This is a genomic window from Sphingomonas sp. DMC8 (genome assembly GCF_056314185.1).
This window is the reverse complement of the sequence record NZ_JBQUYV010000013.1, coordinates 1-14,891: the sequence shown is the minus strand read 5'-3', so window position 1 is coordinate 14,891 and position 14,891 is coordinate 1. Positions and strand designations below refer to the sequence as shown.

The 14,891-nt window shown below is 65.4% G+C and carries 15 protein-coding genes; 14 read left to right on the top strand and 1 reads right to left on the bottom strand.

Annotated elements, in window-relative coordinates; all coding sequences use genetic code 11:
* Positions 1-350 precede the first annotated feature (350 nt).
* The 14 genes from ACT53K_RS19260 to ACT53K_RS19195 all read left to right on the top strand — a co-directional run bounded on the left by ACT53K_RS19260 (position 351) and on the right by ACT53K_RS19195 (position 13,359).
* Positions 351-1,271: a HEPN domain-containing protein gene (locus tag ACT53K_RS19260; RefSeq protein WP_476230438.1), complete on the top strand. Its 921-nt coding sequence runs from the start codon at positions 351-353 to the stop codon at positions 1,269-1,271.
* A 169-nt stretch (positions 1,272-1,440) separates the two neighbouring features.
* A complete protein-coding gene (locus ACT53K_RS19255; RefSeq protein WP_476230436.1) occupies positions 1,441-3,465 on the top strand; it encodes a conjugal transfer protein TraG in 2,025 nt (674 codons plus the stop codon).
* A gap of 7 nt (positions 3,466-3,472) precedes the next feature.
* Positions 3,473-3,877, top strand: a complete 405-nt coding sequence (locus ACT53K_RS19250; protein WP_476230434.1) for a CopG family transcriptional regulator — start codon at positions 3,473-3,475, stop codon at positions 3,875-3,877.
* Positions 3,874-4,875, top strand: a complete 1,002-nt coding sequence (gene trbB / locus ACT53K_RS19245; RefSeq protein WP_476230432.1) for a P-type conjugative transfer ATPase TrbB — start codon at positions 3,874-3,876, stop codon at positions 4,873-4,875. Before ACT53K_RS19250 ends, trbB begins: the two co-directional genes overlap by 4 nt.
* A gap of 1 nt (position 4,876) precedes the next feature.
* Entirely contained in the window at positions 4,877-5,212 is a 336-nt protein-coding gene (locus tag ACT53K_RS19240; RefSeq protein WP_476230431.1) for a TrbC/VirB2 family type IV secretion system protein, read from the top strand.
* A complete protein-coding gene (locus ACT53K_RS19235) occupies positions 5,209-5,469 on the top strand; it encodes a VirB3 family type IV secretion system protein (RefSeq protein ID WP_476230429.1) in 261 nt (86 codons plus the stop codon). Before ACT53K_RS19240 ends, ACT53K_RS19235 begins: the two co-directional genes overlap by 4 nt.
* Complete coding sequence (gene trbE, locus ACT53K_RS19230; RefSeq protein WP_476230428.1) at positions 5,463-7,901, top strand: conjugal transfer protein TrbE; 2,439 nt, start codon at positions 5,463-5,465, stop codon at positions 7,899-7,901. The genes ACT53K_RS19235 and trbE overlap by 7 nt, the downstream gene beginning before the upstream one ends.
* Before the next feature lie 6 nt (positions 7,902-7,907).
* Entirely contained in the window at positions 7,908-8,666 is a 759-nt protein-coding gene (trbJ, locus tag ACT53K_RS19225) for a P-type conjugative transfer protein TrbJ (RefSeq protein ID WP_476230427.1), read from the top strand.
* A gap of 111 nt (positions 8,667-8,777) precedes the next feature.
* The gene (gene trbL / locus ACT53K_RS19220; RefSeq protein WP_476230426.1) at positions 8,778-10,004 is read left to right on the top strand and encodes a P-type conjugative transfer protein TrbL; all 1,227 of its coding nucleotides are present in this window, start codon (positions 8,778-8,780) and stop codon (positions 10,002-10,004) included.
* Between the two features lie 19 nt (positions 10,005-10,023).
* Positions 10,024-10,824, top strand: coding sequence for a conjugal transfer protein TrbF (gene trbF / locus ACT53K_RS19215; RefSeq protein ID WP_476230425.1), 801 nt, complete (start codon positions 10,024-10,026; stop codon positions 10,822-10,824).
* On the top strand, positions 10,821-11,681 hold the full coding sequence (gene trbG, locus ACT53K_RS19210; RefSeq protein ID WP_476230424.1) for a P-type conjugative transfer protein TrbG: 861 nt from the start codon (positions 10,821-10,823) through the stop codon (positions 11,679-11,681). The genes trbF and trbG overlap by 4 nt, the downstream gene beginning before the upstream one ends.
* On the top strand, positions 11,678-12,901 hold the full coding sequence (locus ACT53K_RS19205; protein ID WP_476230423.1) for a TraB/TrbI/VirB10 family type IV secretion system protein: 1,224 nt from the start codon (positions 11,678-11,680) through the stop codon (positions 12,899-12,901). The genes trbG and ACT53K_RS19205 overlap by 4 nt, the downstream gene beginning before the upstream one ends.
* A gap of 9 nt (positions 12,902-12,910) precedes the next feature.
* The gene (locus ACT53K_RS19200) at positions 12,911-13,144 is read left to right on the top strand and encodes a DUF2274 domain-containing protein (protein WP_476230421.1); all 234 of its coding nucleotides are present in this window, start codon (positions 12,911-12,913) and stop codon (positions 13,142-13,144) included.
* Positions 13,141-13,359 carry a helix-turn-helix transcriptional regulator gene (locus ACT53K_RS19195; RefSeq protein ID WP_476230420.1) on the top strand — a complete coding sequence of 73 codons (219 nt, stop codon included), beginning with the start codon at positions 13,141-13,143 and terminating at the stop codon, positions 13,357-13,359. Before ACT53K_RS19200 ends, ACT53K_RS19195 begins: the two co-directional genes overlap by 4 nt.
* Positions 13,360-13,928: 569 nt before the next feature.
* Here the strand turns inward: ACT53K_RS19195 and ACT53K_RS19190 are convergent.
* Positions 13,929-14,600 carry an SDR family oxidoreductase gene (locus tag ACT53K_RS19190; RefSeq protein ID WP_476230419.1) on the bottom strand — a complete coding sequence of 224 codons (672 nt, stop codon included), beginning with the start codon at positions 14,598-14,600 and terminating at the stop codon, positions 13,929-13,931.
* Positions 14,601-14,891: the final 291 nt, after the last annotated feature.

The window sequence follows — 14,891 nt, the reverse complement described above, 5'->3', positions numbered from 1 at the left end:
CTCCGCCGGCCCCGAGCGAACGCCCCTCAGGTTCAATCAATTTCAACTGCTTACAGCCACCCGCGCACAGGTCTCATAAGCCCTCATCCCGCTCGACAAGCAGAACGACGCATTGTGGTCGGCAGCCGCCAGTGCCAAATTTTGCATTCTGGTCTCGAACCGCTATTCGATGATGCGGATCGGCGATTATCGCGTCCCGTTACAGTCATCCTCGGCCGGCCATTCCGATTCCCATCCGGCTCCTGCCGCCAATGCCAGATGTTTCGCGGCCCGCTCGCCGGGGATGCATCGTCAGGCCCGCGTGCGTTCCAGGCTTGCCAAGCGACCAGTCTGTCGCGAGACTCAGCACCGTGCGTTCTGATGTCGACCATCTGCCGCCGGTCCAGCAAGCCGAACTGGGCCGGGTGAAGCAAATTCTCATGAGCGAATTTGCCGAAGCGATTTCGCGCGCGAACCAGCCGTGGAAGAAGAACGGGCGCATTCTCAAGATCATCCTGTTCGGCAGCTATGCGCGGACCGACTGGGTGGATGAACCGGAAAACGGATACCAGTCGGATTTTGATCTGCTCGTCATCGTCAGCCATCCCGATCTGACTGACATAGCCGGTTATTGGTACGTCGCGGAGGACAAGATCCTGCGCGACAACACGATTGCCCGGCCGGTGAACATCATCGTCCACACGCTGGACGAAGTGAACCAAGCACTGAGCCGCGGCGAGTATTTCTGGGTCGATATCGCGCGCGACGGGATCGTTCTCTACGAACTGCCCGGCAGTGCGCTCGCCACGCCCCAGCCGCTCACTGCGGCCGATGCCTATGAGATGGCAGGAAAATACCTGACCGAATGGCTGCTGAGTACAGATAGGGCTTTGGCCACGGCAAAGGAGCAGGCGCTGAAAGGGGTTGACGATCTCGGGTGGCGCAAGGAAGCGGCATTCTCACTCCATCAAGCGACGGAACGTGCCTATATTTGCTTTCTGCTGGTGCGCACCCTCTATTTCCCACGCTCGCATAACATAAAGTTCCTTCGCTCGCTCGCGGAGGACAGCGAACCGCGCTTAATCGAGGCGTGGCCGCGCACGGCCCGGATCGACCGCCGCCGCTTCGAGCTACTGAAACGCGCCTATGTCGAGGCGCGCTATTCGGCCAGCTACGACATCGGCAATGACGACCTCGACGCGCTCTCGCAGTCGGTCCGATCCCTTCGCGACATCGTGGCGACCGTCTCGAGCGAGCGCCTCGACGCGCTGAGGAACGACGCCGGCCTCTGACCGAAATCGCTCGACAGCCGCTTCCTTTCACAGCTTCCGGTTTCTCCCACAGGCCAAACTGAACCGAAGCGAGCCCATCAGCGCCCATCAGCGCCGTTCCGTTTTGGGCCCCCGTCACCGAGTCTGAATCCGCCCGAGCCGGTCCTGTCCGGCGGGCGGGAGCCTCGACGTGACACCCACAAAATTGCTCATCGGCCAGATCCTTGTCGTCTTCACGATCGTGATCGCGGGCGTCTGGTCCGCGACGCAGTGGGCGGCGGCGATGCTCGCCTACCAGCCCGAACTCGGTGCCCCGTGGTTCTGGCTCGGCACCGTGCCCATCTACCATCCCTGGGCGCTGTTCGGCTGGTGGTATCACTATGATGCCTATGCGCCGGTCGTCTTCGACAAGGCGGGCATGCTGGCTGGCGCCAGCGGTTTCCTCGGCTGCGCGGCGGCGATCTTCGGTTCGCTGTGGCGCGCGCGCCAGTCGAGCCACGTCACCACCTATGGTTCGGCGCGCTGGGCAAGTCCCCGCGAGATCGGGCGCGCCGGGCTGCATCGCGACGCGGGCGTCATGCTCGGCACGCTCTCTGGCCGCTATCTGCGCCATGACGGCCCCGGGCACATCATGGCGTTCGCGCCGACACGGAGCGGCAAAGGCGTGGGCCTCGTCGTACCGACCTTGCTGTCCTGGACTGGTTCGACGGTCGTTCACGATATCAAGGGTGAGAACTGGACGCTGACGGCCGGCTGGCGCGCGCGCTTTTCGCACTGCCTGCTCTTCAACCCCACCGACGCCGCCTCGGCGCATTATAATCCACTGCTCGAAGTCCGGCGCGGCACCCACGAAGTGCGCGACGTCCAGAATATCGCCGACATCCTGGTCGATCCCGAGGGCGCGCTCGAACGTCGCAATCATTGGGAGAAGACGAGCCATTCGCTGCTGGTCGGCGCGATTCTCCATATTCTCTATGCCGAGAAGGAGAAGACCCTCGCGCGTGTTGCCACTTTCCTCTCCGATCCGCAGCGCAGCTTCGTCGCCACGCTCCGCCGGATGATGACCACCAATCATCTCGGCGACGACAAGAACCCCAAGGTCCATCCCGTCGTCGCGTCCGCCGCGCGCGAATTGCTGAACAAGAGCGAAAACGAGCGCTCGGGCGTGCTATCGACCGCGATGTCCTTCCTCGGCCTCTACCGCGATCCGACCGTCGCGGAGGTTACGTCGCGCTGCGACTGGCGGATCGCCGACCTGATCGAGGCCGAACGGCCCTTGTCGCTCTACCTGGTCATCCCGCCATCGGACATCAGCCGCACCAAGCCGCTGATCCGGCTCGTGCTCAACCAGATCGGCCGCCGTCTGACCGAGCGGCTCGACCAGCCCGGCGCGTCCGTGCGGCGGCACCAACTCCTGATGATGCTCGACGAGTTCCCGGCATTAGGCCGCCTAGACTTCTTCGAGACCAGCCTCGCCTTCATGGCCGGCTACGGCATCCGTGCCTTTCTGATCGCGCAGAGCCTCAACCAGATCGAGAAGGCATATGGCGAACACAATGCCATTCTCGACAATTGCCATGTTCGCGTTGCCTTCGCGACCAATGACGAGCGGACCGCCAAGCGCATTTCCGATGCACTCGGCACCGCGACCGAGCAGCGGGCGATGCGCAACTATGCCGGGCACCGGCTCGCCCCCTGGCTCGCCCACGTCATGGTCAGCCGCCAGGAAACTGCCCGGCAGCTGCTGACGCCGGGCGAGGTGATGCAGCTTTCGCCCGACGAGGAGCTTGTGCTCGTCTCCGGCCTCGCGCCGATCCGGGCGCGCAAGCTGCGCTATTTCCGCGACCATAACTTCACCGCACGCGTGGCTGCTGCACCCAAACTGACGCCGGGCCAATATGCCGATCGGCCGAAGTCGCGCGGCGACGACTGGTCCAACCAAGTACGCAGCACCGACGACCGACTGCATCAGGCCGGGGACGCCGCGGGTGGCGAAGACGATGGTGGCATGCAGCAGCAGCGCCATCCCGGCCTTCCCCAGCAGGTCTCCAGAACGAACGACGCCGCCGAAACGCGCGATCCGCAGGTCGTGCCCGACGATGACGACGTCACCGCCGACAAGCGCGCCATGGACCAGGCGCAAGGGCAGAACGCCGTTGTCCGGGGGCATGCCATCAACGAGGGCGCGAAGCGCGACCTCATACCGGATTTCTGAGGCAGCCATGAAGATCCGCCAGAACCTCTATATCGACCGCGAACTCAGCGACGCGTTGGAGGCGCTCGCCGCCGGCCCGCGCGGCAACAAGAGTCACCTCGTCAACGACGCGCTGAAGGACTGGCTGGCGCGCCGGGGAACCAAAGAAGTTGACGATCTGCTCAAGCTTCGTCTCGACCGCCTGACCCGCGAGCTTGCTGGCGCGCGGCGCGACATCGACGTGCTGCTGGAGAGCCTGGCGCTGTTCGTCCGCTACCAGCTGATGGTGACGGCGCCGTTGCCCGAAGCCGATGCCGCAGCCCGCGCGATCGGGCGTGACCGCTTCGAGGCATTCGTCGCGCAGGTCGGTCGGCACCTCGCCGGCGGCAGGCGGACGCTCATACCCTCCGAGACCGATGGAGCTGCATCATGATGCCGCCTCCCGCCGATAGCGTTTCGACGGAACGTCGCCGTGCCATGCTGCGCACTGCAATGGGGCCGGCCATTGCCGCCGCACTCAGCGACCCCCGCGTCCTCGAGATCATGGTCAATCCCGACGGCGCGCTCCGCATCGATATCCTCGGCGAAGGTCGGGTCGACACCGATGTAAAGCTCGACGCGTCCCGGGTCGAGCGGATCATCCGGCTCGTGGCATCGCATGTCGGGGCCGACGTCCATGGCGACAGGCCCATCGTATCGGCCGAACTGCCACCGCTCGGGAACGGGGCGGGCGAGCGGTTCGAGGGTGTCCTGCCGCCGGTTTCGACTGCCCCCTGCTTTTCGATCCGCAAGCCGGCGGCCCGCATCTACACGCTGATGGACTATGTGACCGACGGCATCCTGTCGGCGGAAGCCGCGAGGCTCCTGGCCCAGGCCGTCGTTGATCGCCGCAACATCCTCGTCGCCGGCGGGACGAGTTCGGGCAAGACGACACTCGCCAACGCGCTGCTCGCCGAGATGGCGCATCTCGACGAACGGGTGATCCTGATCGAGGACACCCGCGAACTGCAGTCCCCGGCACCCGACACGGTTGCGCTTCGGACCCGAGCCGACACCGTCACCATGGGCGATCTTGTGCGCTCGACGCTGCGACTTCGGCCAGATCGCATCATCGTTGGTGAAGTCCGCGGCGGCGAAGCGCTGGATATGCTCAAGGCCTGGAACACCGGCCACCCCGGCGGGGTCGCGACCGTCCATGCCAACAGCGCGGCATCGGCTCTCTACCGGATCGAGCAGCTCATCCAGGAGGCAGTGGTCACCGTGCCGCGCCGCCTGATCGCCGAAGCCATCGACATCATCGTGTTCATCGCCGGGCGCGGCACCGCGCGGCGCATCGAGACGATCGCCCGTGTCGCCGGGCTCGACCCAGACGGCGGCTACGCCGTCGTCGATCTCACACCAGCGCCAACCCCTGACTTGCAAGGAGACTGACATGACGACCGTTCGGATTCTGAACCGCGACCGCTTCTTCCTGACCGGGCTGATGCTCGGCCTGTCGGCCACCATCACCAGCCGCGCCTATGCCAGCGGCGCGGGCATGCCCTGGGAGCAGCCGCTCCAGCAGGTGCTGGAATCGGTCCAGGGACCGGTCGCCAAGATCGTCGCGGTGCTGATCATCATTTCCACCGGGCTTGCGCTCGCATTCGGCGAGACCGCCGGGGGTTTCCGCAAGCTCATCCAGATCGTCTTCGGCCTGTCGATCGCGTTCGCGGCGTCGAGCTTCTTCCTGTCCTTCTTCAGCTTCGGCGGCGGGGCGCTGGTGGCATGAGCCATATCGAGGGCTTCGAGGCGCCGATCCACGCCAGCCTGGGACAAGCCATCCTGCTCGGTGGTGCGCCGCGGGGCATCGCGATCGTCAACGGCACGGTCGCCGCCGCCGTTGGACTGGGCCTCCAGCAATGGCTGGTCGGGATCGCGCTCTGGGCGATCGGCCACAGCATCTTGGGTGTAGCGGCCCGTCGCGACCCGGACTTCGTGCCGGTGCTGCTCCGCCATCTGCGCCAGAAAGGATATCTGGCATGCTGAACCTTGCCGAATATCGGTCGCGCGCAGACCGGCTCGCCGACCATCTGCCCTGGGCCGCGCTGGTCGCACCCGGCGTCGTCCTCAACAAGGACGGCAGTTTCCAGCGCAGTTTCGCGTTTCGCGGCCCCGATCTCGAAAGCGCGACCGAGGGGGAGCTGGTCGCGACCTGCGCGCGCGCCAACAATGTCCTCAAGCGGCTCGGCTCGGGCTGGGCCTTGTTCTTCGAGGCCGAACGACGCGAGGCGCTTGATTACCCCGAGAGCGATTTCCCCGATGCGACGTCGTGGCTGGTCGAGCAGGAACGGCGTGCCGGGTTCGAAGCCGAAGGCCAGCATTTCGAGAGTGTCTATCACGGCACGCTGGTCTGGTTGCCGCCCGCCGACAGCAGCGACGCTGCGGGACGCACGCTTGTCGAGCGACCCGATGATGCGAAGGGCCGGGACTGGCACGCCAGTCTCGCCGGCTTCCTCGCCGAGACCGATCGCGTGCTCGATCTCCTGTCGGGCTTCATGCCCGAAGTGCGGGCGCTGGATGACGCCGAGACACTGACCTATCTCCACGGTACCGTTTCCAGCCGGTGTCACCCGGTGGCGGTGCCGGAAACGCCGATCTATCTCGACGCGCTGCTGGCGGACACGCCGCTGGTCGGTGGGCTGGAGCCGATGCTCGGGGACCGGCATCTGCGCACCCTGACAGTGCTGGGATTCCCTAACCTCAGCCGGCCCGGCGTCCTCGACGCGCTCAACCATCAGGATTTCGGCTACCGCTGGGTCACGCGCTTCATCGCGCTCGACAAGACCGACGCCACCAAAGCACTCACCAAGATCCGTCGGCAATGGTTCAACAAGCGCAAGTCGATCACCGCGCTGCTGCGCGAGGTGATGTACAACCAGCCGGTCCAGCTTCTCGACACTGACGCCGACAACAAGGTGGTCGATGCCGACCTCGCGCTGCAGGCGCTTGGCGGCGATCATGTCGCGTTCGGTTACCTGACTACGACGATCACGGTGTCGGACACCGATCGCAACCGCGCCGAGGACAAGGTCCGCGCGGTCGAGCGGATCGTCAACGGCCTTGGCTTCACCGCCAAGCGCGAAGGCGTCAACGCGGTCGAGGCGTGGCTGTCGTCGCTGCCCGGCCAGGCCTATGCAAATGTGCGCCAGCCGCTGGTCCATACCCTCAACCTGGCCCATCTCATGCCGCTATCGTCCGTCTGGGCCGGACCAGCAGAAAACCGGCATCTCGGCGGACCGCCGCTGCTCTATGCCCAGACCAGCGGATCGACCCCGTTCCGCCTTTCGACCCATGTCGGCGATGTCGGGCACATGCTCGTCGTCGGCCCGACCGGCGCGGGCAAGTCCGTGTTGCTGGCGCTGATCGCGTTGCAGTTCAGGCGCTATACTGGTTCCCAGCTCTACATCTTCGACAAGGGCTATTCGGCGCGCGCGGCAGTGCTGGCGATGGGCGGCGCGCATCATGCCCTCGGTCTTGGCGCGGACAGCGGCGACACCCTCGCGTTCCAGCCGCTATGCCGCATCGACGAATCGGCCGAGCGAAGCTGGGCGGCAGAATGGATCGCGGCGCTGCTGGCGCACGAGAAGGTCGTCGTTACCCCCGAGGTCAAGGACGCCGTCTGGTCGGCGCTGGGCAGTCTCGCCTCTGCGCCCCTGGAGGAGCGCACGCTGACCGGGCTGGCCATGCTGCTCCAGTCCAATGCGCTGCGCACCGCGCTCACCGCCTATACGCTTGACGGCCCCTATGGTCGGCTTCTCGACGCGGCCGAGCAGCATCTCGCACTCGCCGATGTCCAATGTTTCGAGACCGAGGCGCTGATGGGACAGGCGGGCGTCGTCGCCCCGGTGCTGACCTATCTGTTCCACCGGCTGGAGGAGCGCTTCGACGGGCGACCAACGCTGCTGGTGCTCGACGAGGCCTGGATCTTCCTTGACCACCCGCTCTTCGCCGCGCGCATCCGCGAATGGCTTAAAGTCCTGCGCAAGAAGAATGTCGCGGTGCTGTTCGCGACGCAGAGCCTTGCCGACATCACCGACAGCAGCATCGCGCCGGCCATCATCGAAAGCTGCCCGCAGCGCATATTGCTGCCCAACGACCGGGCGATCGAACCGCAGTCGCGTGCCGCCTATGAGCGGTTCGGGCTGAACGATCGCCAGATCGAGCTGGTCAGCCGCGCGACCCCCAAGCGGCATTATTATCTGCAATCCGCACGCGGCAACCGCCCGTTCGAGCTGGGCCTCGGTCCGATTGCACTGGCGCTCTGCGGCGCCTCCGATCCTGCGACCCAGGCGCGCATCGACTCGCTGCTGGCCAAACACGGCGCGCACGATTTCGCTGCCCGCTTTCTGGAAGGGGCCGGTCTCGACTGGGCCGCCGGCCTCCTCGCCGATTTTCCCGTCCCTCAAGCCAAGGAGTGAAGTGTGATGCGTATCCCAATCCGCAAATATCTGGTCACGACCGCACTCGGGGCCGGCGCCATCGGTTCGCTGGTCTGCGCACTGATCGTGCCGAGCGCGCCCGCCCATGCGCAGTTCACCGTGTTCGATCCGAGCAACTACAGCCAGAACCTGCTCACCGCCGCGCGAACCCTTCAGCAAGTCAACAACCAGATCCGCAGCCTGCAGAATCAGGCACAGAGCCTGATCAACCAGGCGAAGAATCTCGCCACGATCGGCTTCCCTGAGATCCAGGCGATCACCAGCACGCTTCAACAGATCGACCAGCTGATGGGGCAGGCGCAGGGCATCCAGTTCCGTGTCGACGGTCTCGACCAGCAGTTCCGCCAGCTCTTTCCCCAGAGCTTCAATCAGGCGCTGACGATGAACGGCCAGGTCGTTGCCGCACGGTCCCGCCTCGACGCCGAGATGGCGGCCTACAAACAGACGATGGGCGTGCAGGCGCAGGTCGTCGAAAATGTCCAGGCTGACGCGCAGACCCTGACCGGTATCGTATCGCGCAGCCAGGGTGCCGAAGGCGCGCTGCAGGCGCAACAGGCCACGAACCAGTTGCTCGCCCTCACCGCCAAGCAGCAGTTCCAGATTCAGAACCTGATGGCGGCACAATATCGGGCGCAGACGTTCGAGCAGGCGCGCCGCGCGCAGGCCGAGATCGACGCCCGCGCGGCGACCACCAAGTTCCTCGGTTCCGGCTCGGCCTACAGCCCATTGCCCCCGGGCCAATAGGTCCGAGCCGGTGCGCGGGCGGCGGCGAATTCGCCTCTTCGCCGCTGCCGCCGCGGGGTTCGATTCCGCTCCCCAGATCGGACCCCGCGGCCTCTTTCCCAGGATCTTCCCATGAACGACCTGAACGTTATTGATCGGTTCCTGCAAACCTTCATCCGCTACATCGACAGCGGGTTCGGGCTGCTGGGCGGCGACGTCGCGTTCCTCACCACGACCCTGATCGGCATCGACATCACGCTTGCCGGTCTGTTCTGGGCGATGGGCGGCGAACAGGACGTGATCGGCCGCTTCATCAAGAAGATCCTCTATATCGGCACGTTCGCGTTCATCCTGAACCGCTTCTCGACGCTGGCCGACATCATTTTCCGCTCCTTCGCGGCAGCCGGCCTGACCGCCGGCGGTGGCACGCTCTCGGCGGATGATCTGCTGAAACCCGGTCGCCTTGCGGGCACCGGCTTCTCGGCGGCTTGGCCGATGCTCGACCAGGTCTCGAAGCTGATGGGCTTCACCAGCTTCTTCGACAATTTCCTGACCATCATCGTGCTGCTGTTCGCCTGGGCGATCGTGATCATCACCTTCTTCATTCTCGCCGTGCAGATGTTCGTGTGCGTCGTCGAGTTCAAGCTGACGACGCTCGCCGGTTTCGTGCTGGTGCCGTTCGCGCTCTGGAACCGGACCAGCTTCCTCGCGGAGCGCGTGCTCGGCAACGTGGTGGGTTCGGGCATCAAGGTGATGGTGCTCGCCGTCATCGTCGGCATTGGCTCGAATTTCTTCAGCGAATTCACCACCGCCCTTCAGGGGCAGGAACCCGACATCGGCCAGGCCATGAGCCTTGTGCTGGCCTCGCTCACGCTGTTCGGCCTCGGCATCTTCGGTCCGGGCATTGCGTCAGGCCTCGTTGCCGGTGCCCCGCAACTGGGGGCGGGCGCTGCGCTTGGGAGCGCCGTTGGTGCAGCTGGTGTCGTAGCACTTGGTGGCGGCGCCGCCATGGGCGCGGCCCGTGCGGTCGGCGGTGCTGCGCTCGGCGCGATCCGGGCCGGCACGACGATCGGTTCGGCTGTGTCTGCCGCCTACCAGCTCGGCCAGAGCGCGGCCGGATCGTCGAGCGTCGGCGCTGGCATCGGCGGCATGGCGCAGGCGGTGGGCAACACGATGCGCCAGAAGGCCTCGTCAGCGCTGGGATTGGGTGAGGCCGCCGAAGGCGCGCCGCCCTGGGCACAGTCGCTGCGTCGCCAGCAGGACGCCCGTCATCACCGCCATGTCGCCATGCAGACGCTGAAGGACGGCGATCGCGGCGGCGCCTCCGCCACCCCCGACATCAAGGAAAGGGAAGATTGAGCCATGATCTTCATATCCCATGTTCTTTAAGCGTGCCGTCCAGCGCTACGCGCAGACGCCCGAGCCCGAGACGCCCTATCAACGCGCCGGGCAGGTCTGGGATGATCGCATCGGGTCGGCCCGTGTCCAGGCCCGCAACTGGCGGCTGATGGCATTCGGCACGCTGTCGGTGTCGACCGCGATGTCGGGGGCGCTCATCTGGCAGTCGCTGCAAAGCCGCGTCACGCCCTATGTCGTCGAGGTCGATCGCCTGGGCGAGGCCCGGGCAGTCACCGAGGCGGAAGCGGGCTACCGCCCCACCGATCCCCAGATTGCCTGGCATCTCGCGAAGTTCATCGAGAATGTCCGTGGCGTCTCGCTCGATCCGGTGCTGACGCGGCGCAATTGGCTCTCGGCCTTCGACTTCACCACGACACGCGGCAGCCAGTTTCTCAGCGACTACGCGCGGGCGGCAGACCCGTTCGCCAGGATCGGCCAGCGCACCGTGTCGGTCCAGGTGACCAGCGTCGTCCGGGCATCGGATCGCTCCTTCCAGGTGAAGTGGACCGAGACCGCCTATGAGCGCGGGAGTGCTGCAGGCACTTCCCATTGGACCGGCATCCTGACGATCCTGACCAAACCGCCGGTATCCGCCGACACGCTCCGGAAGAACCCGCTCGGTATCTACATCGACGCGATCGACTGGAGCCGTGAACTCGAGCCCGCAGCGTCGACTGCTTCGACGCATACTGCGCACCCGCCCAGCAATGTGCCGCTCGGTTCGCCGCTCGACCCGAACCTTGGCGCTCAACCTACCGTCAATCCGGAGACCCAGCCATGACGAGACCCTTCGCAATCGCCGCGCTGCTGGTGCCTTGCCTGATCGTTGCAGACGCCAGTGCAGGGGCAACTTCGCCGCGCGATAATGCCGGGCGCGTTCCCTCGCCGATTGTCGGCGCCGAGGAGGGGGCTACGAACGTTCCCGTCGTGCACGGCTCCGTCAACGCCGTGCAGACATATCCGTTCGCCGACGGCGCCATCTACTCCGCCGCCACGGCGCCGGAGCGGGTAACCGACATTGCCTTGCAGCCGGGCGAAACGCTGGTCGCCGTCGCGAGCGGCGACACGGCCCGCTGGGTGATCGGCGATACCACCAGCGGTTCGGCCGCGGAGCGGCGGACGCATGTGCTCGTCAAGCCGTTCAGCGCGGGCCTGTCCACCAACCTTGTCATCACCACGGACCGGCGCACCTATCATCTCAACCTGACCAGCAAGACTAAGGCGGCAATGGTTGCGCTCGCCTGGACCTATCCGCAGGATGCGCTGATCGCGTTGAAGCGCGCCACCGCAGAAGCCGAGGCGGTTGCACCGGTGGCGACCGGTATCGAGGTCGAGCAGTTGCACTTCAACTACGTCGTGTCGGGCGATCGACCGGCCTGGCGGCCATTTCGCGCTTTCGACGACGGGCGGCAGACCTTCATCGAGTTCCCGGCAACGCTGGCCGTCGGGGAGGCGCCCCCCATCTTCGTGGTGGGCGAGAAGGGCGAGGCCCAGCTCGTCAACTACCGCGTGAAGGGCCGCTTCTATGTCGTCGATCGCATCTTCGATGTCGCCGAGCTTCGCCTCGGCACGAAGCACCAGCAGATTGTCCGCATCCGCCGGGTGGCCGAAGGTTCGCCTGACCGGAGGGAATCATGACCGCCGAGGCAGCATCCCCATCGGCACCTGAAGCGCCTGCCGTCCCGGCCAAGGTGGACCCGGAAACGCTGGCGCTTCGCGCACAGCCCGCGCGTACGATCCGCTTCAAACGGGGAACCATTGTCGGCATCGCGGCGCTCGGCTCGGTCAGTCTGGCCGCGACGGCGTGGGTAGCGCTGCGATCTACGGACCTGCACCTGGCGGCACCGGCAGAGGACACGCCCGTAGCCGCGAAGGCGCCCGCCGATACCCTCAACCGTCTGCCGGGCAGCTATGGGGATGTGCCGAAGCTTGGCCCGCCTTTGCCCGGCGACCTTGGCCGGCCGATCCTTGAGCACCAGCGCGCCATGGCTATCGCGCCGCGAGCGGAGAGCGGCACGCCGCCTGCCGATCAGGCCGCCGTAACCGAGCGCGAGCGAATGGCTGCAGAGCTGAAGGCAGCGCGGGAGTCGGGGGTGCTGGTGCAGTCGGGCAATCGCAACGATCCGGCCCGCACCGCCGATGGGGCCCCATCCTTGCCATCCGTCCAAGCCACCGATGCGTCGCGGCTCGGGATCGATCCCGATCGTGATCCCAATGCCCAGCAGCGCAAGGCTGACTTCGTGGCTGCGCGCGACAGCGGCGGCGATGTCAATGCGCACCGGCTGAGCCCGCCAGTGTCACCGAACATGCTGTCCGCCGGCAGCGTCATCGCGGCGAGCCTGATCACCGGACTCAGGTCCGATCTCCCCGGGCTCGTCATCGCTCAGGTGACGGAGCGGGTCTTCGACAGCGCGACGGGCAGTATCCTTCTCATCCCCCAGGGTGCGCGGCTGATCGGCAGCTACGACAGTGTCGTCGCTTTCGGGCAGAAGCGCGCGCTGGTGGTGTGGCAGCGGATCATCCTGCCGGACGGCAGCTCGGTCCGGCTCGACAATGTGCCGGCAACCGACCCGTCGGGCTATGCCGGGCTTGCGGATCGGGTCGATTTCCACACCTGGGCGCTGCTCAAAGGCGTTGCGATTTCGACCCTGCTAGGCATCGGTGCAAACATGACTTTCTCGGGCGAGAGCGATCTCGTCCAGGCGATCCGTGAGTCGACCCAGCAGAACGTTTCGCGCGCTGGCGACCAGATCACCTCCCGCAACCTGCAGATCCAGCCGACCATTACGATTCGACCCGGCGCGCCGGTCCGGCTGGTCGTTCACCGCGATCTCATCCTCGCGCCGTGGCGCGGTTAGGAGGACACCATGGTAGATCTCAAACTTGCGCGCATTCCTGATCGGACCCCGGTCAAGCTCACCATCACGGTGCTGCCAGAGCTGCATCTCGCGCTCAGCGATTACGCGCGTGTTTACGCAGAGACCTATGGCCGCGAAGAGCCTGTCGCCGAGCTGATCCCGGCCATTCTCGCCGCCTTTCTCGACAGCGACCGCGGCTTTGCCCGGGCGCGCGAGGCACTGGCACGCGAGAGGGCGAAATGACCCCGCCGGAGGAAGTCGACCGGCTATTGCGGATCGACGAGGTGAAGCGGCGCGTGGGCCTGGGCAAGACGATGATCTACCGCCTCATTCGGCAGCAGCGATTTCCTGCACCCTACAAGTTATCGCCCTTCACGGCCGGCTGGAGCCAGCGCGAGGAGGTCGAATGGATCGATCGGGTCAAGGATCGCCTCGAGGGCAAGAAGCGCTGCTGGTAGCAAGAAAAATAGATGTACCACAGCGGCTTGATGCCATCAGAACCTTTGGGCGCGCGGGACGGACGCTTGCGTCTCTGCGCTGCCGCTGCGGAAGGGCGTATGTAGATACCCATTGACGAGGTCGATACCGGGCTGGGAACTGACGCGGGCGGCCAGATCAAAGCCTGCGTCGATCCCGTCGATGGCTCGAGCGTGTACGTTGATCCGGACCCGACCTGTTGATCGCTTCCTCGGCCCGCGCGCTTCCTGAAAGTTGGGACTATCAAAAAAGCAAGCCGCAAAGCCAGAAGGCAGCAGCGAGGCATGCGACGGGCATGATCGCCATAAAGGCATAGCGGATGTCTGTTATGTCGATTCTGCGCACTTTTTCTAATTTTCTCAGCATATTACCTCTCCTCGTTCGACACTTTGCGCGACCGCGCGAGTGGGGTGACGTACGTGCCGCCGACGCGTGCGCGTCGCATCTACGGTGGACGGAAGCTCGCGTCGGCGGAGCTTATCGTCAGCGATGTCACCTGGAAGAAGCGGCATTCGCCTTCCGCTGGCGGACTTCGGATGAACCAGGTCCGTCAAATCCGACCCGTGACCGGCATCAGTGCGCCCGTCACCGCTGACGCCTCGTCCGACAAAAGAAAGGCGACGACGGCAGCCAACGTATCGGGCTGCACCCAACGCGAGGTGTCGGCATCCGGCATGTCCGCGCGGTTCGTCGGAGTATCTATGATGCTGGGCAGCACAGCATTCACGCGCACCCCGGCATCCTTCCATTCTTCGGCGAGCGCTTCGGTCAGCCGCGCGACTCCGGCCTTGGAGGCTGCGTAGGCACCCATTCCAGCTGCCGCCTTCGCCGCTCCCGCCGCGCCGATATTCACGATCGCGCCGCCTTTGACCGCAAGCAGCGGCAGCGCCGCGCGGCTCATCACCAGTGCCGTGCGCAGGTTCATGGTGTAGAGCCGATCCCACGTCGCGATCGCGCCATCGGCCACGGTCTCCCACGCGAAGCCACCGGCGACGTTGACCAGCCCGTCGAGTCCGCCTTCCTCCGAGATCCGCTCCATCGCTTCCGCAGCGGGGCCAGGATCGGAAATATCGACACCGCCGATCGCCACGCCACTCCAGTGCTCCGGCACCGGCGCTAGATCGATAGCGATCGGTGTCGCGCCGATTGTGGCGAGTCGGCCGATTACCGCGCGCCCCAACACGCCGAAGCCGCCCGTAACTGCTACCCGCTTGCCTTGCATATTCCTTCTCCTCCTCGCGTAATCGATTCTTGCAGTCGGAAACTGACGGGTTGTCGATTTTTTGTTTGGAGAGCAATAGGAGTGATGGCTGGGGACCCGAACGCGGTCGTCGGCGCGCGATCGTGATCGCGGCGCGTAACGGGTACGCCGCAATTGGACCCGATCCTGACAAGGAAAGCAAACGCGCCGACGGCGAGGCAATGCACCTTCTTCTACCTAGCATTACAGTTGCGTTTTTGATCATGTTCTGAATCAATGGGTGACCATGACGAGGGAGGTCGTGGTGACGGG